23 protein-coding genes are annotated in these 22,402 nt (G+C 67.0%); 13 read left to right on the top strand and 10 right to left on the bottom strand.

Going from position 1 to position 22,402, the window contains the following annotated elements; genetic code table 11:
* Positions 1-129 precede the first annotated feature (129 nt).
* The 4 genes from PPZ50_RS04480 to leuC form a co-directional block, all read right to left on the bottom strand.
* Positions 130-1,125 carry an NADPH:quinone oxidoreductase family protein gene (locus PPZ50_RS04480; protein WP_198158498.1) on the bottom strand — a complete coding sequence of 332 codons (996 nt, stop codon included), beginning with the start codon at positions 1,123-1,125 and terminating at the stop codon, positions 130-132.
* Positions 1,088-1,717 (bottom strand): 3-isopropylmalate dehydratase small subunit, encoded by a 630-nt coding sequence (gene leuD, locus PPZ50_RS04475; RefSeq protein ID WP_066688833.1) that lies wholly within the window; start codon positions 1,715-1,717, stop codon positions 1,088-1,090. The genes PPZ50_RS04480 and leuD overlap by 38 nt, the downstream gene beginning before the upstream one ends.
* Positions 1,717-2,508, bottom strand: coding sequence for an N-acyl homoserine lactonase family protein (locus tag PPZ50_RS04470; RefSeq protein WP_198158501.1), 792 nt, complete (start codon positions 2,506-2,508; stop codon positions 1,717-1,719). The genes leuD and PPZ50_RS04470 overlap by 1 nt, the downstream gene beginning before the upstream one ends.
* Positions 2,509-2,671: 163 nt before the next feature.
* Positions 2,672-4,108, bottom strand: a complete 1,437-nt coding sequence (leuC, locus tag PPZ50_RS04465) for a 3-isopropylmalate dehydratase large subunit (protein ID WP_066688834.1) — start codon at positions 4,106-4,108, stop codon at positions 2,672-2,674.
* A gap of 142 nt (positions 4,109-4,250) precedes the next feature.
* On the opposite strand from leuC, the gene PPZ50_RS04460 reads away from it, so the two are divergent.
* Positions 4,251-5,489, top strand: coding sequence for an MFS transporter (locus tag PPZ50_RS04460; protein ID WP_084401348.1), 1,239 nt, complete (start codon positions 4,251-4,253; stop codon positions 5,487-5,489).
* A gap of 277 nt (positions 5,490-5,766) precedes the next feature.
* Here PPZ50_RS04460 and PPZ50_RS04455 read toward each other — a convergent pair whose 3' ends face one another.
* From PPZ50_RS04455 to PPZ50_RS04445, 3 genes are all read right to left on the bottom strand, one after another.
* Positions 5,767-6,402, bottom strand: coding sequence for a CoA transferase subunit B (locus PPZ50_RS04455; RefSeq protein WP_066688835.1), 636 nt, complete (start codon positions 6,400-6,402; stop codon positions 5,767-5,769).
* 4 nt (positions 6,403-6,406) lie between these two features.
* Entirely contained in the window at positions 6,407-7,342 is a 936-nt protein-coding gene (locus tag PPZ50_RS04450; RefSeq protein WP_332307266.1) for a 5'-nucleotidase, lipoprotein e(P4) family, read from the bottom strand.
* Positions 7,343-7,413: 71 nt separating this feature from the next.
* Positions 7,414-8,115: a CoA transferase subunit A gene (locus PPZ50_RS04445; protein WP_066688837.1), complete on the bottom strand. Its 702-nt coding sequence runs from the start codon at positions 8,113-8,115 to the stop codon at positions 7,414-7,416.
* A gap of 217 nt (positions 8,116-8,332) precedes the next feature.
* Here PPZ50_RS04445 and PPZ50_RS04440 point away from each other — a divergent pair, with 217 nt between their 5' ends.
* Entirely contained in the window at positions 8,333-9,985 is a 1,653-nt protein-coding gene (locus PPZ50_RS04440) for a thiamine pyrophosphate-binding protein (RefSeq protein ID WP_272815724.1), read from the top strand.
* A 61-nt stretch (positions 9,986-10,046) separates the two neighbouring features.
* Positions 10,047-10,715, top strand: a complete 669-nt coding sequence (locus PPZ50_RS04435; protein WP_066688840.1) for an outer membrane protein — start codon at positions 10,047-10,049, stop codon at positions 10,713-10,715.
* 86 nt (positions 10,716-10,801) lie between these two features.
* Here PPZ50_RS04435 and PPZ50_RS04430 read toward each other — a convergent pair whose 3' ends face one another.
* Positions 10,802-10,984 carry a CsbD family protein gene (locus PPZ50_RS04430; protein ID WP_066688841.1) on the bottom strand — a complete coding sequence of 61 codons (183 nt, stop codon included), beginning with the start codon at positions 10,982-10,984 and terminating at the stop codon, positions 10,802-10,804.
* Positions 10,985-11,073: 89 nt separating this feature from the next.
* Positions 11,074-12,081, bottom strand: a complete 1,008-nt coding sequence (gene thiS, locus PPZ50_RS04425) for a sulfur carrier protein ThiS (RefSeq protein WP_084401354.1) — start codon at positions 12,079-12,081, stop codon at positions 11,074-11,076.
* Positions 12,082-12,206: 125 nt separating this feature from the next.
* Here thiS and aroQ point away from each other — a divergent pair, with 125 nt between their 5' ends.
* The 6 genes from aroQ to PPZ50_RS04395 all read left to right on the top strand — a co-directional run bounded on the left by aroQ (position 12,207) and on the right by PPZ50_RS04395 (position 17,487).
* Positions 12,207-12,641 carry a type II 3-dehydroquinate dehydratase gene (gene aroQ, locus PPZ50_RS04420; RefSeq protein WP_066688843.1) on the top strand — a complete coding sequence of 145 codons (435 nt, stop codon included), beginning with the start codon at positions 12,207-12,209 and terminating at the stop codon, positions 12,639-12,641.
* Between the two features lie 41 nt (positions 12,642-12,682).
* The gene (gene accB / locus PPZ50_RS04415) at positions 12,683-13,204 is read left to right on the top strand and encodes an acetyl-CoA carboxylase biotin carboxyl carrier protein (protein WP_066688845.1); all 522 of its coding nucleotides are present in this window, start codon (positions 12,683-12,685) and stop codon (positions 13,202-13,204) included.
* Position 13,205: 1 nt separating this feature from the next.
* Positions 13,206-14,555 carry an acetyl-CoA carboxylase biotin carboxylase subunit gene (gene accC, locus PPZ50_RS04410; RefSeq protein WP_066688847.1) on the top strand — a complete coding sequence of 450 codons (1,350 nt, stop codon included), beginning with the start codon at positions 13,206-13,208 and terminating at the stop codon, positions 14,553-14,555.
* A gap of 195 nt (positions 14,556-14,750) precedes the next feature.
* Positions 14,751-15,086: an arsenate reductase (glutaredoxin) gene (arsC, locus tag PPZ50_RS04405; protein ID WP_066688849.1), complete on the top strand. Its 336-nt coding sequence runs from the start codon at positions 14,751-14,753 to the stop codon at positions 15,084-15,086.
* Between the two features lie 517 nt (positions 15,087-15,603).
* On the top strand, positions 15,604-17,199 hold the full coding sequence (locus tag PPZ50_RS04400) for a phospholipase D-like domain-containing protein (protein WP_272815723.1): 1,596 nt from the start codon (positions 15,604-15,606) through the stop codon (positions 17,197-17,199).
* Between the two features lie 30 nt (positions 17,200-17,229).
* On the top strand, positions 17,230-17,487 hold the full coding sequence (locus tag PPZ50_RS04395) for a hypothetical protein (RefSeq protein ID WP_272815722.1): 258 nt from the start codon (positions 17,230-17,232) through the stop codon (positions 17,485-17,487).
* 44 nt (positions 17,488-17,531) lie between these two features.
* Here the strand turns inward: PPZ50_RS04395 and PPZ50_RS04390 are convergent, their stop codons facing one another.
* Positions 17,532-17,771 carry a hypothetical protein gene (locus tag PPZ50_RS04390; RefSeq protein ID WP_066688857.1) on the bottom strand — a complete coding sequence of 80 codons (240 nt, stop codon included), beginning with the start codon at positions 17,769-17,771 and terminating at the stop codon, positions 17,532-17,534.
* 242 nt (positions 17,772-18,013) lie between these two features.
* Between PPZ50_RS04390 and purL the strand changes: the two genes are divergently transcribed.
* The 4 genes from purL to bfr all read left to right on the top strand — a co-directional run bounded on the left by purL (position 18,014) and on the right by bfr (position 22,360).
* Positions 18,014-20,236, top strand: a complete 2,223-nt coding sequence (gene purL, locus PPZ50_RS04385; RefSeq protein WP_272815721.1) for a phosphoribosylformylglycinamidine synthase subunit PurL — start codon at positions 18,014-18,016, stop codon at positions 20,234-20,236.
* 42 nt (positions 20,237-20,278) lie between these two features.
* Entirely contained in the window at positions 20,279-21,505 is a 1,227-nt protein-coding gene (locus PPZ50_RS04380; RefSeq protein ID WP_066688862.1) for a DUF418 domain-containing protein, read from the top strand.
* A gap of 90 nt (positions 21,506-21,595) precedes the next feature.
* Positions 21,596-21,766 carry a (2Fe-2S)-binding protein gene (locus tag PPZ50_RS04375; RefSeq protein ID WP_084401356.1) on the top strand — a complete coding sequence of 57 codons (171 nt, stop codon included), beginning with the start codon at positions 21,596-21,598 and terminating at the stop codon, positions 21,764-21,766.
* A 102-nt stretch (positions 21,767-21,868) separates the two neighbouring features.
* Positions 21,869-22,360, top strand: a complete 492-nt coding sequence (gene bfr / locus PPZ50_RS04370; RefSeq protein WP_066688864.1) for a bacterioferritin — start codon at positions 21,869-21,871, stop codon at positions 22,358-22,360.
* The last annotated feature ends 42 nt before the right edge of the window (positions 22,361-22,402 follow it).

Here is a 22,402-nt window from a genome sequence, read left to right as displayed (position 1 = left end):
AACGGCACAGGTGTCGGGCGGAGCGGACCTCGACAGTCGGTGTACCCCCGCGCAGGCGGGGGTCCAGAGCCAGGTAGAACCGGCGCTGGCGCCCGCTAACCCTGGATCCCCGCCTGCGCGGGGATACGGTTAGATCACCACCACCAGCTTCCCGATGACCTTGCGCGCGGCCAGCGCGGCAATTGCCTCGCCACCACGCTCCAGCGGGAACGTGCCCGTCACGCGCGGCGCGATCCGGCCCTCGTCCCACAGGCGGAACAAGGTCGCGACGTGCGCGGCATTCGCCGCCGGATCGCGCATCGCGAACGCGCCCCAGAACACGCCGCACACGTCGCAGCTTTTCAGCAGCGTCAGGTTGAGCGGCAGCTTCGGGATGCCCGCCGGGAAGCCGACGACCAGATAGCGCCCCTCCCACCCGACGCTGCGCAGCGCGGGTTCGGCATAGTCGCCACCGACCGGGTCGAACACCACGTCCGCGCCCTTGGGCCCCACCGCCGCCTTGAACGCCTCGGCCAGCGCCCGCGATGCGTCCTTGTCGAGCGGGGCGTGGGGGTAGACGACCGTCTCGTCCGCGCCCGCGTCCTTTGCAGCCGCCGCCTTTTCTTCCGAGGATACCGCCGCGACGACCCGCGCGCCGAACGCCTTGCCCAGTTCGATCGAGGCAAGGCCGACGCCGCCTGCCGCGCCCAGCACCAGCAGCGTCTGCCCCTCGCCCAGTCGGCCGCGATCGAGCAGCGCATGGATCGACGTGGCATAGGTCAGCAGCAGCGCCGCGCCATCTTCGAAACTGCGGTTTGGTGGCAGGCGGTGGAGCGCGGCGGCAGGCACCGCCAGCTTCTCGACCATGCCGCCATGGCCGGTGACCGCCACGACCCGGTCGCCGACCGCCCAGCCGGTGACGCCGTCGCCGATGCTGTCGATCACGCCCGCCACTTCGCCACCCGGCGCGAACGGGCGTTCGGGGCGGAACTGGTATTTATCTTCGATAATCAGGAGGTCGGGATAGTTTACCGCACATGCCCTGACCGCAATGACGACCTGACCCCGGCCCGCGACCGGGTCCGGCAGGTCGCCGATGGTCAGCGTGTCAGGTCCGCCCGTTTCCTTCGACAGCAACGCCCGCATGTCCGCTCTCCTGGTGGAGCCACGGTCGGGCACTGGCCACGCCGGACTCATATTTCGAAATCGCGGTATCTTGTGCCAGCGTCATGCCGATCTCGTCCAGCCCTTCCATCAGGCATTGGCGACGAAAGGGGTCGAGCTCGAAGGGAAAACGATCCTGATACGGGGTGGTGACAGTCATCGTCTCCAGATCGACGGCAACCATGTCGGTCTTCGCGACCTCGACCAGGCGATCGATCGCGTCCTGTGGCAGGACAACGGTGACGATCCCGTTCTTGATCGCGTTGCCGGAGAAGATGTCGGAAAAGCTCGGCGCGATCACCGCCCTGACCCCCATGTCGGTAAGCGCCCAGGCGGCATGTTCGCGGCTCGACCCGCAGCCGAAATTCTCGCCCGCGATCAGCACCGGCGCGCCGGCATAGCGCGGATCGTCGAAGATATTGTCCGGTTCCGCCCGCACGCTTTCGAACGCGCCCTTGCCCAGCCCTTCGCGGGTGGTGGTCTTCAGCCAGTGCGCCGGGATGATGATGTCGGTGTCGATATTCTTGGCGCCCCACGGATAGGCGCGCCCTTCGACCTTGGTGATCGGTTCCATCAGCGCGCCGATGCCGGGAAGGCCGGCAGCTTGGCGACATCGCCCGGTTCATGTTGCAGGATCACGGTCGCCTTCACATTGCCCGCCAGCTTCTTGAACCGGTCGAGCGAGGCGAGCGTAGCCGCGCGATCGGTGTTGAACGGCGGCACCCCGTTCGTGTCGTAATTTTCCCGGAAATGGGCAAGGTCGCCGGACAGCAGCACCGGCCCCTTCCCCTTCAATACGACCAGCAGCGCGTGATGCCCCGGCGTATGGCCCGGCAGGTTCAGCAGGGTGACGCTGCCGTCGCCGAACACGTCCTTGTCGGCATCGATCGCCTCGATCTTCGCGCCGCCACCGAACCAGGGTTTGAGCGGTTCGGCACTGGTGCCGGGCTTGCCGGCACTCAGCGCATCGGCATCGCCCTTGCCGATCAGCAAGGTCGCGCCCGGAAAGCCCGCCGCCTGTCCGGTGTGGTCGAAATGATAATGGCTGATGCCGACGCGGCCGATCTGTTCGGGCTTCACGCCGATCTGCGCCAGCTGCCGCTTGATCGTCGTCGTCAGGATCGGCGACATCGCGTCGGTGTTGCTCACCGGCTGGCCGATCACCGCCTCGGGCAGGCCGGTGTCCCACAGCATATAGTCGCTGCCGTGGCGGATGAGATAGCAGCTGGCGACCAGCCGCTTGCTTTGTCCGCTATAGGCCAGCGTGTCGGAAAAGGCGTTGAGGTCGTTGACCTGCACACCGCCGCAATCGAGCCGCCACAGCTCGACGTCGGCGGCAGGCTTGGGTGCCGGTGCCTGCGCCATCGTCAGCACCAGTGCGGCCAGTGCCGCGAGGCGTGCGATCACTGCCGCGCGTCCGTCCGCGACGGGGCCGCCGCCTTGGCCGGACGGACCGAGGCATAGGCGGCCGCCATGCCGCTCAGCACCGCGCCCGCAATCAACGCGATCAGAACCCGCTTCATCCGCCTTACTCCGTCACCAAATCGCGTACATCGGCCAGCCGCCCCGTCACCGCCGCCGCCGCCGCCATCGCCGGGGAGACGAGGTGCGTCCGCGCGCCCGGTCCCTGCCGTCCTACGAAATTGCGATTGCTGGTGGAAGCACAGCGTTCGCCCGGCGGCACCTTGTCCGGGTTCATCGCCAGGCACATCGAACAGCCCGGCTCGCGCCATTCGAAGCCGGCTTCGGTAAAGATGCGGTCCAGCCCCTCGGCCTCGGCCTGGCGCTTGACCAGCCCCGATCCAGGCACGACCAGCGCCTGCTTGATCCCGCCCGCGACATGGCGCCCCTTCACGACGCTGGCCGCCGCACGCAGATCCTCGATCCGGCTGTTGGTGCAGCTGCCGATGAAGATGTAGCTGACCGGCACGTCCTGCATCCGCGTGCCGGGCGTCAGGCCCATATAGTCGAGCGATTTCTGCGCCGCGACGCGCTTGCTCGGATCGGCGAAGCTGTCGGGCGACGGCACCACGCCGGTGATCGGCACGACATCCTCGGGGCTGGTGCCCCAGGTCAGCGACGGGGCGATGTCGCTGGCGTGCAGCTGTACCACCTTGTCATACACCGCCCCCGCATCGCTCGGCAGCGTCCGCCAGTATTCGACGGCTTGGGTCCACGCGTCGCCCTTCGGTGCCATCGGCCGGCCCTTGAGGTACGCGAAGGTCGTCTCGTCCGGTGCGATCAGGCCGGAACGCGCGCCCCCCTCGATCGACATGTTGCTGACGGTCAGCCGCCCTTCGATCGACAGGCTGCGAATGACGTCGCCGGTATATTCGACGACATAGCCGGTGCCGCCTGCCGCCCCGGTCTTGCCGATGATCGCCAGCACGACGTCCTTGGCCGACACGCCATAGCCGAGCGTCCCGTCGACGCGGATTTCCATCGTCTTCGATTGCTGCAGCAACAGCGTTTGGGTCGCCAGCACATGCTCGACCTCGCTGGTGCCGATGCCGAACGCCAGCGCGCCCAGCGCGCCGTGCGCGCTGGTATGGCTGTCCCCGCACACCAGGGTCGTGCCAGGCAGGGTGAAACCCTGTTCCGGCCCGACGACATGGACGATGCCCTGCTCCGCCGCCGTCGCGTCGATATAGCGGATGCCGAAATCGGGCGCGTTCTTTTCCAGCGCGGCGAGCTGGCTGGCGCTGGCCGGATCGACGGTGGGCAGGCGGTTGCCCGCCGCATCGACCCGCGGCGTTGTCGGCAGGTTGTGGTCAGGCACCGCCAGCGTCAGATCGGGCCGGCGCACGGTGCGGCCATTGGCGCGCAGCCCGGCGAACGCCTGCGGGCTGGTGACTTCGTGGACGAGATGCCGGTCGATATAGATCAGGCAGGTGCCGTCGGCGCGACGCTCGACGACATGGTCGTTCCAGATTTTCTCGTACAGGGTTTGCGGACGGCTACTCATGGCCGCGCGTTAACCGAAAACAGCCGCGAACGAAAGGTCTGGCGACATTTTATTACCAGCCTTGGCAAATTTCGTATTCGATCCGCGGACCCTTCGCAGGCAATCGACGTTCCTGCGCGATCCTCCTTTACGGGATCGCCCCATGCCGCCCCATCCCGATCCCGCCCATGGCCGCAACGCCCGCGCCCTCGATGCGATGAACGCGTTTCTGGCCGACGTTCGCGACGGGTTGGGACCGTATCTCGCCATCTATCTCGTGTCGGTCCGAGGGCCGACCCATGGCTGGGACGAGGCGACGGCGGGGATGGTGATGACCATCGCCGGGATCGCCGGGCTGCTGGCGACGACCCCGGCGGGCGCGCTGGTCGACCGCGTGAAGGCGAAGCGCGCGCTGCTGGTCGTCGCCGCGCTGCTGGTGACGCTGGCGTCGATTTCGCTGCCGATCGTTTCCGGCTTCTTTGCGGTCGCCGCTACCCAGTCGGTCGCGGCAGTGGCGGGGGCGGTGTTCGCGCCGGGCATCGCCGCGATTTCGCTCGGGATCGTCGGACCGAAGGCATTCACCCGCCGCGTCGGGCGCAACGAAGCGTTCAACCATGCCGGCAACGCCGTCGCCGCCGCGTTGGCCGGGCTGCTCGCGTGGAAGTTCGGCCCCGTGGTCGTCTTCTACCTGATGGGTATTCTGGCGGCGTGCAGCATTGCCGCGATCCTGTGGGTCGATGGCGATGCGATCGACCATGACGTCGCGCGCGGGTGCGAGGGGAAGCCGGACGAATCCTGCGCGCCCACGCCCTCGCTGCTCGCCACGCTGACCGGCAATCCGGCGCTGGCGATCTTTGCCGGGGCGGCGTTCCTGTTCCACCTCGCCAATGCCGCGATGCTGCCCGCCGTCGGGCAGTTGCTGGGGCGCGAGGTCGGCGCGGGACAGGCGACGTCGCTGGTCGCCGCCTGCATCGTCGGGGCGCAGTTGGTGATGGTCCCGGTCGCGATCGTCGTTGGGCGCAACGCCGATCGCTGGGGCCACCGCCCGATCCTGCTGGTCGGCATGGGCGTGCTGGTGGCGCGCGGCGTGCTCTATAGCGTGGCCGATGCGCCGGCCTGGCTGCTGGGCGTGCAGCTTCTCGACGGGATCGGCGCGGGCATCTTCGGCGCGCTGTTGCCGGTGGTCGTCGCGGCGATCATGCGCGGCACCGGCCGGTTCAACGCGGCGCAGGGCGCGGTGGCGACGGTGCAGGGGCTGGGCGGCGCGCTCAGCACCACGCTGGCGGGCGTGATGATCGTGCGCGGCGGATACGACGCGGCGTTCCTGCTGCTGGCGGGGATCGCGGCGGTCGGGCTGGGGTTGCTTTGGTGGAAGATGCCGGAGACGGCTTCGCGACAGTGAAAGAAGGTTGTTTTTACGCGAAGGCGCGGAGACGCGGAGGAAGAAGTAGAAGAATTGGTTCGCGCAGAGGCGCAGAGGACGCAGAGGGGTGGCGTTCGCGGTGAAGCCCCGCCGCACCAGCGGCCTTCAGCTTTCGTCGCAACAGGAAGAGAGGCTGCGCCGGACAGGCTGCAACCGCCGCGCCCACAGCCCCTCTGCGTCCTCTGCGCCTCTTCGCGAAAACTACCTTCTTCTCTCTCCGCGCCTCCGCGCCTTCGCGTGAACCAATTCTTAGACCTTATCCCTCGTACGCCGCCGTCGTCTTCGACCGCACTTCCTCCGCGCTCACGCCCGGAGCAGTTTCGATCAGCCGGAACGGGCTGGCATGATCGTCGCGGGCGAACACCGCGAGATCGGTGATGATCATGTCGACCACCCCCAGCCCGGTCAGCGGCAGGGTGCATTCCGGGATGAACTTCGGGTCGCCGTTCTTGGAGGTATGCTCCATAACGACGATGATCTTCTTGACCCCGGCGACCAGGTCCATGGCGCCGCCCATGCCCTTCACCATCTTGCCCGGGATCATCCAGTTGGCGATGTCGCCCTTTTCCGACACCTCCATCGCGCCGAGCACGGTCAGGTCGATATGCCCGCCGCGGATCATGGCGAAGCTGTCGGCGCTGCTGAAATAGACCGACTGCGGCAATTCGCTGATCGTCTGCTTGCCGGCATTGATCAGGTCGGCATCCTCTTCGCCGGCATAGGGGAACGGGCCGATGCCCAGCATCCCGTTTTCCGACTGCAGCGTCACCTCGACCCCGTCCGGGATATGGTTCGCCACCAGCGTCGGGATGCCGATGCCGAGGTTGACGTAGAAACCGTCCTTCAGCTCGCGCGCGGCGCGTGCCGCCATTTCGTCGCGGGTCCAGGCCATGCGATTACTCCTTGGGCGCGCCGGGATCGCTCCAGCGCAGATCATTGGGGAAGACGTCGTCGAAATCACCGGCCAGCGCGGTGCCATAGACCGGGTTGGGCAACAGGAACCAGCCATTGCCCCATAGCGGCGCGATCGCCGGCGAATCCGCTGCCGCGCGCCGCTCGGCGGGCTTGAGGCCCGCATTGAACAGGTCGGTAAAGTCGCCCAGCTGATCGCCGACCAGCGCGACGACGCAATATTTCGCCGCGATCAGCGCCCGGCGGGCATCCTTGCCCGACCCGCCCGGCGCATCGCCCTTCAGGAACAATGTCTCGCCATGCCTGGCGGGGCCGAGGCCGGCGCGGTTCAGCACCGCTTCGGTATAGGATGCGGTCGCGGCGTTGCGGTTCGAATTGAACACCACGGTCACACCCGCCGCGCGCAGCGCCGCCAGCCCCTCGACCGCGCCCGGCACGGCCCGCGTCGCGCGCCCGTCCGACCGCTCCCACCGTTCCCAGCGGCTGGCGTCATAGCTCAGCCCACCGCGCGCGTCGGAATATTCATAGCCGGTGTTGAGCAGCACGGTTTCATCGACATCGAACACGACGGCCGCTTTGCCGGTACAGGTCAGCTGCGTCGGCTGGGCCAGCGTCGCGCCGGGCGCCAGCACCGCCTGTAGCGGCATGCGGCGTAGCGTCGTGCGGTCGCGCTGATATTGCTGCACATAGCGGACCAGCGCCGAATAGGTCTGCCGGCTGGCGGCAACGGCCTCGCCCGATCCGTAGAGATACTGCATCCCCGCCGGCACGCCCGCCACGGTGGCCGGCGCAACCGGGGCGGGCGACTGGTTGCCGACCGCGACGACGCAGCCCGACAGGGCGAAGGCGGCGGTGGCGAGGGTCAGGGCCTTGACCACCGCCCCGACCGTATCCCCGCGCAGGCGGGGATCCAGAGCCACAGGCGCAGACGTCGGCGTATCATAACCCTGGATTCCCGCCTGCGCGGGAATACGACTTCTGCGAGCCACCATCAAACCCGCTCCCGCACCGTGCGGAACTCGATCTGCTTGTCATAGGGCGCACCGACGATCATCCGCTTCACGTAAATCCCCGGCAGGTGGATCGCATCGGGGTCGAGCGACCCCACCGGCACCACTTCCTCGACCTCGGCGACGCAGATGTTGGCGGCGGTCGCCATCGGCTGGTTGAAGTTGCGCGCGGTCTTGCGGAAGATCAGGTTGCCGGCCTCGTCGGCCTTCCACCCCTTGATGATCGACAGGTCGGCACGGATGCCGCGTTCGAGGATATAATCCTCCCCGTCGAACTGCTTCACTTCCTTGCCCTCGGCGATCAGCGTGCCGACGCCGGTCCTGGTATAGAAGCCGGGAATCCCCGCCCCGCCCGCACGGCAGCGTTCTGCCAGAGTCCCCTGCGGGCAGAATTCCACCTCCAGCTCGCCGCTCAGATATTGCCGCTCGAACTCCTTGTTCTCGCCGACATAGCTGGAAATCATCTTCTTCACCTGCCGGCTGCGCAGCAGCTTGCCCAGCCCCTGCCCGTCGATCCCGGCATTGTTGCTGGCGATGGTAAGATCCTTGACCCCCGATGCCTCGATCGCATCGATCAGCCGTTCGGGAATGCCGCACAGGCCGAACCCACCGGCGCACAGCGTCATGCCGTCGTGCAGCAGCCCGTCGAGCGCAGCCTCCGCATTCGGGTACAGCTTCTTCATCGCCACTCTCCCAACTTCCGTTCAGGCGGATTACGCATGGCCGCCGGGGCGGGTCAAGAACCTGAACCAGCTTTCAACTTGGCGACATCGTCCGCGACCCCGCCGATGATGCGCGACACCCTTGCCCCACCCGTCACCCCCAGCCGGCCAACGTCGGGAACCAGTCCACAAAGACCCGGTACTGGCGCCCGGCCCGACCCCGCGTTAGCCTGCAAAAATGACAGAGTCGCGCACCGGTGGCCGTATCCTTGTCGACGCCCTTGCCCTGCAAGGCTGCGACCGCATCTTCCACGTGCCGGGCGAAAGTTTCCTCGCCGTGCTAGACGCGCTGCACGACACGCCGACGATCGATCTGGTGACCTGCCGGCAGGAGGGCGGGGTCGGCTTCATGGCGTGCGCCGATGGCGTGCTGACCGGCCGGCCGGGCGTCGCCTTCGTCACGCGCGGCCCCGGTGCGACCAATGCGTCGATCGGGGTGCATGTCGCGCGGCAGGATTCGGTGCCGATGCTGCTGTTCATCGGCGATGTAGACCGCGGGATGCGCGACCGCGAAGGCTTTCAGGAAGTCGACTTCCTCGCCATGTTCGCCCCGCTCGCCAAGCTGGTGCTGCGCATCGACGATCCGGCGCGCATTCCCGAATATGTCGCCCGCGCATGGCGCACCGCCACCTCCGGGCGGCCGGGCCCGGTCGTGATCGCGCTGCCCGAGGACATGCTGTGCGAACGCGCGGAAGTCGCCGACCGGCCGCCGCTCGTCCCCTTGGCAACCACCCTCGATCCCGCCGACTTCACCGACCTGCTCGATCGCATCGCCGGGGCCGAGCGGCCGGTGGCGATCGTCGGCGGCGCGGGCTGGGACAAAGCGACCGGCGCGGCGTTCAGTGCCTTCGCCGAGCGCTGGGGCATCCCCGTCGCGGGCGCGTTCCGGCGACAGGACGCCATCGCCAATGACAGCGCGGCATGGGCCGGCAATCTCGGCTACGGCCCCTCGCCCAAACTGGTCCAGCGGATCAAGGCCGCCGACCTGCTGCTCGTGATCGGCGCGCGGCTGGGGGAGGCGACGACCGACGGCTACACCCTCGTCACCCCCGACCATCCCGGGCAGACGCTGATCCACGTCCATCCCGACCCGGCCGAACTCGACCGGGTGTACCGCGCCGACCTCGCCATCGCTGCCGATCCTCACGCCTTCGCCGCCATGCTCGCCCGCGCCGAACCGCCCGTCGAGCCTCGCCCGGCAATGGCCGAGGCGCATGGCGAATGGCTGGCATGGTCCACCCCCGTACCGCGCGACGTCACCCTCGACCTCGGTCCGTGCGTCGCGGCGATGCGCGAGCGGCTTTCGGGGCACGACACGATCATCTGCAACGGCGCGGGCAATTTCTCCGGCTGGTGGCATCGCTACTGGCATTATGGCTGGTCGGGCACGCAGCTGGCCCCGACCTGCGGCGCGATGGGCTACGGCACGCCCGCCGCCGTTGCCGCCGCCTTGCGCTGCCCGGACAAGCTGGCGGTGGCAATTGCGGGCGACGGCGATTTCCTGATGAACGGACAGGAATTGGCAACCGCGATCCGGACGCAGGCGAACCTGCTGGTCCTGCTGGTCGACAATGGCGGTTACGGCACGATCCGCATGCATCAGGAGCGTGAATATCCCGCACGGGTCAGCGGCACCGCGCTCACCAACCCCGATTTCGCCGCGCTCGCCCGCGCCTATGGCGCCTGGGCCGAAACGGTCGAGACGACCGAGCAATTCGCCCCCGCGCTCGACCGGGCATTGGCGCGGGACGGCGTGCGGCTGCTCCACCTGCGCACCGACATGAACGTCATCACCCACGGCACCACCATCGCCGCGATGCGCGCGCGTTAAGCCTATCGTATCGATTCGACCCTATCCCTCGGCCAAGACATTCAATCTCCGGGGGATTTCCGTGAAGACCGTCGCGACCATCACCGCCGCCACGCTTGCCGTCGCCATCGCCGCACCCGCCGCCGCGCAGGACATCGTCGACACGCCGCTCGGCCCCCGCATCGAACTGCGCGTCGGCTGGGACCGGGTCGATGTCGTGACCGAGGTGCGCGACGGCACCGAGCGCAGCGAAACCAGCGCCGGCGACAGCGGCATCACCTATGGCGGCGAAGTCGGCTATGACATGGTGCTGTCGCGCGCCTCGGTGCTCGGCGTCTATGCCGGCCTGTCGAAATCGACGCTGGAGACGTGCGACGACCTGTCGTTCGGTGCGACCGTGGTCGCGCGTGACTGCCTGTCGACCGGACGCGAGATCGATGTCGGCGCGCGCATCGGCTTCATCACCGGCCCCAATTCGCTGGTCTATCTCAAGAGCGGCTACAGCAACGGCGAAGTCCGCCGCGACGTCCGCGACCTGACCGACCCTGCGTTCAGCTACCGCGCCAGACGCCGGCTGGACGGCTTCCACCTGGGCGCGGGCGGCGAATTCGGCCTGACCAGCCGCGCCTATGGCAAGCTCGAATATCGCTACGCCAACTATGCCGCCGACCGCGAGACGATCGGCCAGACCGTTCTCGAAAACGGCGTCGAGCGCCATCATGTCGTCGCAGGCCTCGGCTACCGCTTCTGACCAAAAAAGGGGTCGCCCCGGTTTCCCGGAACGGCCCCTTCGACACCATCCGCCAACTACCCGGCGGTACGCGGTGTCCGATCAGCTCAGATCTTGTCGCCGAGCGCGCCCTTGACGCTGCCCTTCACGTCCTGGCCGGTGCCCTTGGCCTGCTGGGCCTGGCCTTCGGCTTCCAGGCGCTCGTTGTCGGTCGCCTTGCCAACGGCTTCCTTCACGTTGCCGGCGACCTTGTTGCCAGCGGCGGCGAGCTTGTCGGTGAATTCACCCATGAAAGGCTCCTGTAGGTTGGCGAGGTTGCCCTCGCTGGATTGCGATTATACAAAGCGCAGCCCGACCTGCGGGTTCCATTGAATCTGATTCATATCAGTCCGGCGAGCGGGCTCGACGGGTCGGCATAGCGCCGCCGCTGCATGCGCCCGGCCAGATAGCCCATCCGCCCCGCCTCGACCGCCGACTTCATCGCCCGCGCCATCAGCACCGGGTCCTTCGCCTCGGCAATCGCGGTGTTCATCAGCACCCCGTCGCAGCCCAACTCCATCGCCACCGCCGCATCGCTCGCCTGGCCGACGCCGGCATCGACCAGCACCGGCACCTTCGCGCCTTCGACGATCAGCCGGATCGTGACGAGGTTCTGGATGCCGAGGCCGGATCCGATCGGTGCGCCCAGCGGCATGATCGCGACCGCGCCGGCATCCTCCAGCCGCCTGGCCGCGATCGGATCGTCGACACAGTACACCATCGGTTTGAAGCCTTCGTTGGCCAGCACCTCGGTCGCCCGCAGCGTTTCCACCATGTCGGGATACAGCGTCCGCGCCTCGCCCAGCACCTCCAGCTTGACGAGGTCCCAGCCGCCAGCCTCGCGCGCCAGCCGCAGCGTGCGGATCGCGCTGTCGGCATCGAAACAGCCGGCGGTATTGGGCAGATAGGTGACCTTCTTCGGATCGATATAGTCGGTCAGCATCGGCGCCTTGGGATCGCTGACATTCACCCGGCGCACCGCCACGGTCACGATCTCCGCGCCCGATGCCGCCACCGCCGCGGCATTCTGTTCGAAATCCCTGTACTTGCCGGTCCCGACGATCAGCCGCGAGGTAAAGGTCTTGCCCGCCACGCTCCACGTATCGGCCGCCTGCCCGACCGTTTGATGGTCGCCGCCACCGACGAAATGCACGATCTCCAGCTCGTCGCCATCCTCGACCCGGACGTCGGCCAGCGTCGAGCGCGGCACGACCTCCAGATTGCGTTCGACCGCGACCTTTTCCGGCACCAGCCCGATCTGTGCCGCCAGCTCGGCAATGGTCAGCCCGTCGCGAATCCGCATGTGATCGCCGTTGACCGTGATGGTGATGGTGCCGTCGCTGTGCATGTCGTCTCCTGTCGGGGCGCCCCCCTGTCTCGACTTGCTCGTCTCGACTTGGGGTGCCCGGTCCGGCTATGGTGCGCTGCATATAGGGACCGCGCACACGCGCCCGCAACCGAAAGCCTGCCCGCTTGACCGCCACCGTCTTCGTCCTCAACGGCCCGAACCTGAACCTGCTCGGCCTGCGCGAGCCGGAAATCTACGGGTCGGACACGCTCGACGACATTGCCGGCATGCTGGAGGATCGCGCCCGCGAGCTGGGGCTTCAGATCGACCTGCGCCAATCGAACCATGAAGGCCATCTGGTCGACTGGCTGCACGAGGCGCAGGCGGAAGGCGCGAAGGCCGTCCTGCTCAACGCCGGCGCCTATACCCATACGTCGATCGCGCTCCACGACGCGATCAAGGCGGTGAAGACCCCGGTGATCGAGGTCCATCTGTCCAATCCGCACAAGCGCGAGGAGTTTCGCCATGTCAGCTATGTCGGGCGCGCCGCGCGCGGCACGGTGGCGGGGTTCGGCGCGCTTTCCTATCTGGTCGCGCTTGAAGCGGCCGCCCGCATCTGACAAGGGCGCGGTTTTTTAAGAATACACCATTGGGGGTTACCATGGCAGACGACAATCAGGGCGAAGGAACGCCGTTCACCAGCCACGCGATGCGCGTCGACATCGACCTCGTCCGCGCGCTGGCGCAGGTGCTGGACGAAACCGACCTGACCGAGGTCGAGGTGGAGGACGGCGCGCGCAAGGTCCGCGTGGTGCGCAAGCCCGCCCCGGTACAGGCGGCGGCAAGCTATGCCCCCGCCCCGGCCTACGCCCCCGCGCCCGCACCGCAGCTGGCCAGCGCAGCGACCACCACGATCGAGGCCGGCGCCGCCGTCGCGCCGGTCAGCAGCGTGCCCCCGGTCACCTCGCCGATGGTCGGCACCGTCTATCTCGCCGCCAACCCGGAAGCGAAGCCGTTCGTGTCGGTCGGGCAGAAGGTCGCCGCCGGCGACACGCTGGTGATCGTCGAGGCGATGAAGGTCATGAACCCGATCGTCGCCCCGGCCGCCGGCACCGTGACGCAGATCCTGGTGTCGAACGGCCAGCCGGTCGAATTCGACCAGCCGCTGGTGGTCGTGGAATAACATGCCCGAAATCAAGAAACTGCTGATCGCCAACCGGGGTGAGATTGCGCTCCGCATCCACCGCGCGTGCCATGAAATGGGGATCAAGACGGTCGCGGTCCATTCGACTGCGGACGCCGACGCGATGCACGTCCGCCTTGCCGACGAAGCGATCTGCATCGGCCCGCCCTCGGCGACCGACAGCTATCTCAACATCCCCAATATCATTTCGGCGGCGGAGATCAGCGGCGCCGACGCGATCCATCCGGGCTATGGCTTCCTGTCGGAAAACGCCAAGTTCGCCGAGATCGTCGAGCTGCACAACCTGATCTTCGTCGGGCCGAAGCCCGAACATATCCGCACGATGGGCGACAAGATCGAGGCGAAGCGCACCGCCGGCGCGCTCGGCCTGCCGCTCGTCCCCGGCAGCGACGGCGCGATCAGCGACATCGCCGAGGCGAAGGCGATCGCGGCCAAGGCCGGCTATCCGGTCATCATCAAGGCAGCGTCGGGCGGCGGCGGCCGTGGCATGAAGGTGTGCCATTCCGAGGACGAACTCGAAACGCTGATGCAGCAGGCCGGCAGCGAGGCAAAGGCCGCGTTCGGCGACGCCACGGTGTATCTCGAAAAATATCTTGGCAACCCGCGCCACATCGAGATCCAGGTCTTCGGCGACGGCAATGGCAAGGCGGTCCATCTGGGCGAGCGCGACTGCTCGCTCCAGCGCCGCCACCAGAAGGTGCTGGAGGAAGCCCCCTCCCCCGTGCTCAGCCAGGCCGATCGCGAACGGATCGGCGGCATCTGTGCCAAGGCGATGGCCGATATGGGCTATCGCGGTGCGGGCACGATCGAATTCCTGTGGGAAGATGGCGAGTTCTATTTCATCGAAATGAACACCCGTTTGCAGGTCGAACATCCCGTCACGGAGATGATCACCGGCATCGACCTGGTCCGCGAACAGATCCGCGTCGCCGAGGGCCATGGCCTGTCATGCGAGCAGGAGCAGATCCGCTTCACCGGCCACGCCATCGAATGCCGCATCAATGCCGAGGACCCGCGCACCTTCGCGCCGTCGCCCGGCACGGTGAAGCATTTCCATGCGCCCGGCGGCATGCACGTCCGCGTCGATAGCGGGCTCTACGCCGGCTATAAGGTGCCGCCCTATTACGACAGCATGATCGCCAAGCTGATCGTCTACGGCACCAGCCGCGAACGCTGCCTGATGCGCCTGCGCCGCGCCTTGGAAGAGTTCGTGATCGAGGGGATGAAGACCACCATCCCGCTCCACCAGGCGCTGCTCGACGACCCGCAGTTCCAGCAGGGCGACTACACGATCAAGTGGCTGGAAGAATGGCTGGCGAAAAACGACTGACCTGAAGCTTCTCCCCGCTCGCGGGGAGGGCACCAGGCCCGAACAAACACCCAAGATCCTCCCCGCTCGCGGGGAGGGGGACCATGCGTAGCATGGTGGAGGGGGGCCTCCGCAGACGCAACCGTGGTGGAACTGGCCAACCCCCTCCACACCCGGCTGCGCCGGCGGTCCTCCTCCCCGTGCCGGGGAGGAACCATGCAAGCCACGATCTACCACAACCCGCGCTGCTCGAAGTCCCGCGCCGCCCTCGCGCTCCTCACGCAAGCCGGCGCCGACGTAACCATCGTCGAATATCTGAAAACCCCACCGACCCGCGACGAACTGGCCGCCCTGCTGACCCGCGCCGACCTGACCCCGCGCGAAGCCCTGCGCACCGGCGAGACCGAAGCCAAACCGCTCAAAACCGCCGACGATGCGACGATCCTCGATGCGATGGCAGAGCACCCGATCCTGATCGAACGCCCGATCGTCGAAACGGCGAAGGGCGTCGTCCTCGCCCGCCCACCCGAGCGCGTCCACGACATCCTCTGACCCTGCCACCGTCACGCCGAACGTAATCTGGGTGCCCGATGCCAATGGCGAGGCACGACAACACCCCGTCGTCATTCCCGCGAAGGCGAGGCCTCTCCGAAAGTCTCGGGCTCAGTCACATACTCGCCGTACCCCCGCGCAGGCGGGGGTCCAGAGCCAAGCAAAACAAAGCTTTGCGGATGCGACCCTGGATCCCTGCCTTCGCGGGGATACGGTGAAGCGGACGTTCGCAACGGTCTCGCCAAGGCAGGTATCCACACGCGCAGCAGCAGCACCTCCGACCGAACCATCAACGTCTATCGGTCCCCGTCGCGGGGACGATGTCCCCCCTTTCCTACACGCACCCAACCTGCCAGCATCGTCCCCGCTCTTTCCCATCGTCCGCGCCCCCGCCCGCCCAAACGCCACCCCGCGCGCCACGCCGCAAACAGCGCACGAGTGTGAACTTAGTGAACTTTGGACCGCCGAAACCCAACCGACCGACCGCAATCGCTTGGAACTGCAACGATAGGGTGCCATGGCTGTCCCCATGGTCCGTCACACCCCACCACTCGAACCGGGTCGCAACTGCTGGCGGATCGAGCGTGCCACGCGCGCGACCGTGCTGGTCGATGCCGACAATTATTTCACCCCTGCCCGCGACGCGATGCTGAAGGCGAAAAGGCAGATCCTGCTGATCGGCTGGGACTTCGACGCCCGCATCCGCTTCAAGACCGACCCTGCCAGCGAAGGCCCTGAAAAGGTTGGCGAATTTATCAGCTGGCTGGTCCGCCGGACACCGGGGCTGCAGGTCCATATCCTGCGCTGGGACACCGGCGCGATCAAGACGCTGTTCCATGGCCGCACCCTCGTGCGCATCGCGAAATGGATCGCCGACCCGCAGGTGCACATGCGGCTCGACACCCATCACCCGGTCGCCGGTTCGCATCACCAGAAGGTCGTGGTGATCGACGACGACGTCGCCTTTTGCGGCGGGATCGACATGACCGTCGACCGCTGGGACACGCGCGAGCATCGTGACGACGATCCCCGCCGGATCGAACCGGACGGCACGCCCTACCAGCCTTGGCACGACGTCACCACCGCGCTGGAGGGGCCGGTCGCGGCAGCGCTGGGCGACATGTGCCGGCAGCGCTGGGAAATCTCGGGCGGCGACGCCCTGCCCGCGCCGACCGGCGTCGGCGGCTGCTGGCCGACCGGGCTCGACGCCGACTTTACCGAGATCGACGTCGCCATCGCCCGCACCGTGCCCGAGATGACCGACCAGGAACCGGTGCACGAGATCGAGACGCTGTACCTCGACCTGATCGCGCGTGCCGAACGCTTCTTCTATGCCGAGAGCCAGTATTTCGCCTCGCGCAAGGTGGCGGAAGCGATCGCGAGACGCCTCGACGAGCCGGACGGCCCGGAGATCGTGATCGTCAACCCGACCACGGCCGAGGGCTGGCTGGAACCCGTCGCGATGGATTCGGCCCGCGCGCGCCTGTTCCAGGCTTTGAAGGAACGCGACCGCCACGACCGGCTGCGGCTCTACCATCCCTTCACCGCCGGCGGCACGCCGATCTATGTCCATGCCAAGGTGACGGTGATCGACGACCAGCTGCTGCGGGTCGGATCGTCCAACTTCAACAACCGCTCGCTCAGGCTCGACACCGAATGCGACGTGACGGTCGACGCCACTCGCCACGCCAATGCCGACGAACGCCGCACCATCGCCGGCATCCGCGATTCGCTGCTCGCCGAGCATCTTGGGGTGGATTGCGAGACGATCGAGGCTACGCTGGAGCGCACCAACTCGCTGATTGCGACGATCGAGGAACTGCGTGGGGAAGGCCGCTCGCTACGCCCCTACGAAATTCCCGATCTGGGGGCGGTGACCGAATGGCTCGCCGACAACAAGATCCTCGACCCGGAAGGGCCGGGCGAGATGTTCGAGGCGCTGTCGGCGCGCACCCCGCTGCTCAAGAAGCTGAAGAAGCACCGCCCCCATCTCCACCGCGCCGACAACACGCTGTCGCCTGTAGTCACCGCGGTAGCGGTCGGCGGCACCGTCGCCGGCGGCACGCTGATCGGCATGATGCTTTGGAATGCGTGGAAGCAGCGGAAGGGCTGAACCGCTTTCGAAGCGGATCGGGGCCGCTCGGTGATGCGGGCGCTAGCGGGACTGATCGGGATCGGCAACGGCCTCATCCCGCCATCCCGGCGCCCAGCGGCTGCGGCAGATATTCGTGGTTACCGCACTGATCCGCTGGCCATCATGACATGGTGGCGTTGGTCCGGCGAGCTGCGGTTCGACAGCAACCCGGCATGGTGGATCATGCTTTCCGGCGTGTTCGGCAACGACGGTATCGCGCGCTGGGCGGAACGCCGCGATCGTGCACAGACCGAAGAGTCGGCCTGAAACGGAAGCGGGGACCGACACCGGCCCCCGCCCCGCAATCGGACTTAGTTGCTGTCCGAATCGTTGTCGTCGACGGCGATGATCACGCCACCGGCCACGATCGCGGCTGCCAGCAGCGCGAACACGATGCCGCCGCCGGCGAGCTTCTGGCCACCCTTGGCCGGAGCCGACGCGCGGACCGACTTGGCGACCGACAGGGCCGACGCGTTCTGCGCGGCATTGGCGGCGACCGGAGCAGCGGCCAGCGTGGTCGCGGCGATTGCCGTCAGAAACTTCGAAACCATTCACATTCTCCCTTGCTCGGCATCATGCCATGCTACGCCGAGTCCGACGATGCACCGCACCGACTCCCAGCGTGGCGAACGGTTCCCACGCACCGGCATGATTCCGAAGCGCTTTAATCCTTTCGAACGAAATTTGTTCCACCACTGTATCTATTCGGCAACGCAACATTGCCCTTCTGTTACGTCGCCGCGGCCAACAAACCGGCTGGCACCACAGGCGCGTGCGCGCTAGAGGCTCGCCCATGACCCAGATCACGCCCGAGATCGTCGCCGAACACGGCCTGAGCCCCGAAGAATATGAGCGCGTCCTGCACGCGATGGGGCGCGAACCGAACCTGACCGAACTGGGCATCTTCTCGGTCATGTGGTCGGAACATTGCAGCTACAAGTCCAGCCGCATCCGCCTGAAGAAGCTGCCGACCACCGGACGTCAGGTCATTTGCGGGCCGGGTGAGAATGCCGGCGTCATCGACATCGGTGACGGGCAGGCGGCGATCTTCAAGATGGAGAGCCACAACCACCCGTCCTACATCGAACCCTATCAGGGTGCGGCGACGGGCGTCGGCGGCATCCTGCGCGACGTGTTCACCATGGGCGCGCGGCCGATCGCGAACCTCAACGCGCTGCGCTTCGGCCGGCCCGATCACCCGAAGATGCGCCACCTGATCGCGGGGGTGGTCCATGGCATCGGCGGCTATGGCAATTGCGTCGGCGTGCCGACCGTGGGCGGCGAGGTGAATTTCCACCCGGCCTATGACGGCAACATCCTCGTCAACGCCATGACCGTCGGCATCGCCGATACCGACAAGATCTTCTATTCGGCCGCCTCCGGCGTCGGCAATCCGATCGTCTATGTCGGGTCGAAGACCGGCCGCGACGGCATTCACGGCGCGACCATGGCCTCGGCCGATTTCGGCGAGGATGCCGAGGAAAAGCGTCCGACCGTGCAGGTCGGCGACCCCTTCACCGAAAAGCTGCTGATCGAGGCGTGCCTCGAACTCATGGCATCCGACGCGATCGTCGCGATTCAGGACATGGGCGCCGCCGGCCTCACCTCCTCTTCGGTCGAAATGGCGTCGAAGGGCGGCGTCGGCATCGAACTGGTCATGGACGACGTGCCGCAGCGCGAACGCGGCATGACCCCGTACGAGATGATGCTGTCGGAAAGCCAGGAGCGGATGCTCATGGTGCTGAAGCCCGGCCGCGAGGACTTCGCGCGGGCGATCTTCGACAAATGGGAACTCGACTTCGCGGTCATCGGCCATGTCACCGACACCGGCCGCATGGTGCTGAAGTGGCAGGGCGACGTCGTCGCCGACATCCCGCTCGCCCCGCTGGCGGACGAAGCCCCGCTCTACGACCGGCCGCATGTCCCGACGCCGAAATCCGCCGAACTGGCAAACGTGCCCGAAAGCACCGATCCGGCCGCCGACCTGCTCAAGCTGATGGGATCGCCTGACATCGCGTCGCGTCGCTGGATCTGGGAACAGTATGACCACATGGTCGGCGCCGACACCGTGCAGCGCCCGGGCGGCGACGCGGCGGTGGTGCGCGTGCACGGGACGCAGAAGGCGCTGGCAATGACCACCGACTGCACCCCGCGCTATTGCTTCGCCGATCCGGTCGAGGGCGGTCGCCAGGCGATTGCCGAGGCCTATCGCAACCTGACCGCGGTCGGCGCGACGCCGCTCGCTGTCACCAACTGTCTGAACTTCGCCAACCCGCAGCGCCCCGAGATCATGGGCCAGATCGTCGGCTGCCTCGACGGGATGAGCGAGGCCTGCCGCGCCCTCGACTTCCCGATCGTGTCGGGCAACGTCTCGCTCTACAATGAATCGAAGGCGACCGGCGGCGGCTCGGCGATCCTGCCGACCCCGGCGATCGGCGGTGTCGGGCTGCTGGCCGACTGGGAGAAGTCGGCGACCATCGCCTTCAAGCAGACCGGCGACATCATCCTGCGCGTCGGCGACCGCACCGGCTCGCTCGGCCAGTCGCTATGGCTGCGCGAAGTCCATGGCCGCGAGGAAGGCCCGCCGCCGCCGGTCGATCTCGACGGCGAGCGTCGTACCGGCGGCTATATCCGCCAGGCGATCCTGTCGGGCAAGATCACCGCCTGCCACGATGTGTCGGATGGCGGCGTCGCGGTGACGGTGGCGGAGATGGCGCTCGCCGGCAATGTCGGCGCGATCCTCGACCGCAAGCTGCCGTTCGACGACATCGCCCGCTCGCTGTTCGGTGAGGATCAGGGCAATTACATCGTCACGGTGCACGACCACGCGCTGCTCGAATTCCTGCAGGGCGCCGAAAAGGCCGGGGTCGATGCCGAACCGATCGGCCGCACCATCGGCAGCCGGATCATCTTCGAACTGACCGATGGCGACTTCGCCGTGTCCCTGGACGACCTGCGCAAGGCACATGAAGGCTTCTTCCCCGCGTTGATGGGTGCCGACGCGGCGCTCGCCTAACCACCTTCCCCCTGCCCGCGCGATCGGGCAGGAGAATTTCCCATGACCGACCCCCGCCCTGCCGCCGACCGCATCGTCACCCTCGACGTGGTGCGCGGGGTTGCGGTGATGGGCATCCTGTTCGTCAACATCCTGAGCTTCGCGCTGCCCGACACCGCGCGGCTCAGCCCCCATGCGTGGGGCATGACCGGTCCCGCCGACCTATGGGCCTATTTCGCGACGATGATCGCGTTCGACGGCAAGATGCGCGGGCTGTTCTCCTTCCTGTTCGGGGCCTCGCTGCTGCTGGTCGTCGACCGGGCGGAAGCCGGCGGCGCGGACCCGGCGGCGGTGCATTACCGGCGGATGGCCTGGCTGTTCGTCCTGGGGCTCGCCCATGCCGTGCTGCTGTGGCCGGGCGACATATTGATGCATTATGCGCTGGTCGGCAGCGTCGCCTATGGCTTTCGCGCCAGCTCGGTACGGCGGATGGTCGCATGCGGCATCGCGCTGGCGGCGCTCGAATGGCTGTTGCTGGGCGCGATCGCGCTGTCGTTCGTCGCGATGAAGGGTGCGGACACGCCTGCCGCCGCACAAGGGTTGCGCGACTTCGAAAACGGCTTCGGCATCCCGACGCCCGCCGTGCTGGCGCAGGAGATCGCGCTGTTTCGCGGCAGCTATGCCGGCATCGTGCACCATAATCTGGTCGAGCTGGCGACGACGCTCTACAACACCATCTTCATCGGCATCGAGACGCTCGCCTATATGCTGTTCGGCATGGCGGCGCTGCGCAGCGGGATGCTGACGGGCACATGGTCCCGCGCCCGGCTGTGGCGCTGGGCAGGCGTCGGGATCGGCATCGGCGTGGCGGGCTATGCCATGATCGCCGCATGGATGTTCTCGCACGGCATCGATGCCCGCTCGGTCATCATCGGCGCCTTCGCCCTTCCCCCGCCGCTCCGGGGCGTGATGATCGCGGGCTATGCCGCCGCGATCCTGCTGCTCGCGCAGCGCGGCGGCGCCATCGTTGCCCGGTGCGCAGCGGTCGGGCGCATGGCGCTCAGCAACTATCTGGCGACCACCATCGTCATGTGCTTCGTCTTTCATGGCTGGGGCCTCGGCCAGTTCGGCTTCTGGTCGCGCGCCACGCTGTACCTGCCCGTGCTGGCGATGTGCGGACTGATGCTGCTGTGGTCGCCCTGGTGGCTCGCCCGGTTCCCCTTCGGCCCGTTCGAATGGCTGTGGCGGTCGCTCGCCCGGTGGCAGCTGCAACCGATCCGCATCCGCTGATCGCCGCCGTTCGTGCGAGTCATCCGCAATAACTCTTGCGAACGAGTTTCATTACTACTATTGATCGACTCGTCAGAGCGAGGGTCGAACATGGTCGTATGCGTCTGTAATGCCATCAAAGAACGCGATGTCCGCGCGGCCGCACGGGGCGGTGCCAGCAGCGCCTGCCAGGCGTACCGGGCCTTGGGATGCCAGGCGAAATGCGGGCAATGCGTGCCGTTCGCGCGAGCCATTATCGATGCGGAACGCGCGGCTGCGTAACGTTCGCAGCTGCCGAAAACGGCGGAAATCCGCCATTTTTACCCTGTCGCCAAAGCCCCGAAACGCGTATGGGCGGTTCGTCATCATATAAGGACGAACGACGTGAAGGGCGACGCCAAGGTCATCGAATTTCTGAACGAAGCGCTCAAGAACGAGCTGACGGCGGTGAACCAGTACTGGTTGCACTATCGCCTGCTCGACCATTGGGGCGTCTACAAGCTGGCCCAGTTCGAACGTCACGAATCGATCGACGAGATGAAGCACGCCGACCGACTGGCGGAGCGCATCCTGTTCCTCGACGGCCTGCCCAATTTCCAGCTGCTCGGCCGCCTGCGCGTCGGTGAGACCGTCGAAGAGGTGCTGAAAGCCGATCTGGCGATCGAGGTCGAGGCCGTCGCCCAGCTGCGCGAAGCCGTCGCCTATTGCGAAAGCATCCGTGATTTCGTCAGCCGCGACCTGTTCGCCGAGATCCTGATGAACGAGGAAGAGCATGTCGACACGCTCGAAACCCAGTTCGAGATGATCGAGCGGATGGGCATCCAGAATTACGTGCAGCTCAACTCGGTCGCCGAACTGGACAAGCACGGCGGCTGACCCGACGCGACCGGCCGCGTGGACGCGCGGCCGGTTGGCCCG

It is taken from the genome of Sphingomonas hankookensis (assembly GCF_028551275.1).
Classification (GTDB): Bacteria; Pseudomonadota; Alphaproteobacteria; order Sphingomonadales; family Sphingomonadaceae; genus Sphingomonas; species Sphingomonas hankookensis_A.
The sequence above is the reverse complement of the archived record's forward strand: the minus strand, read 5'-3'. Positions and strand labels throughout refer to the sequence as shown.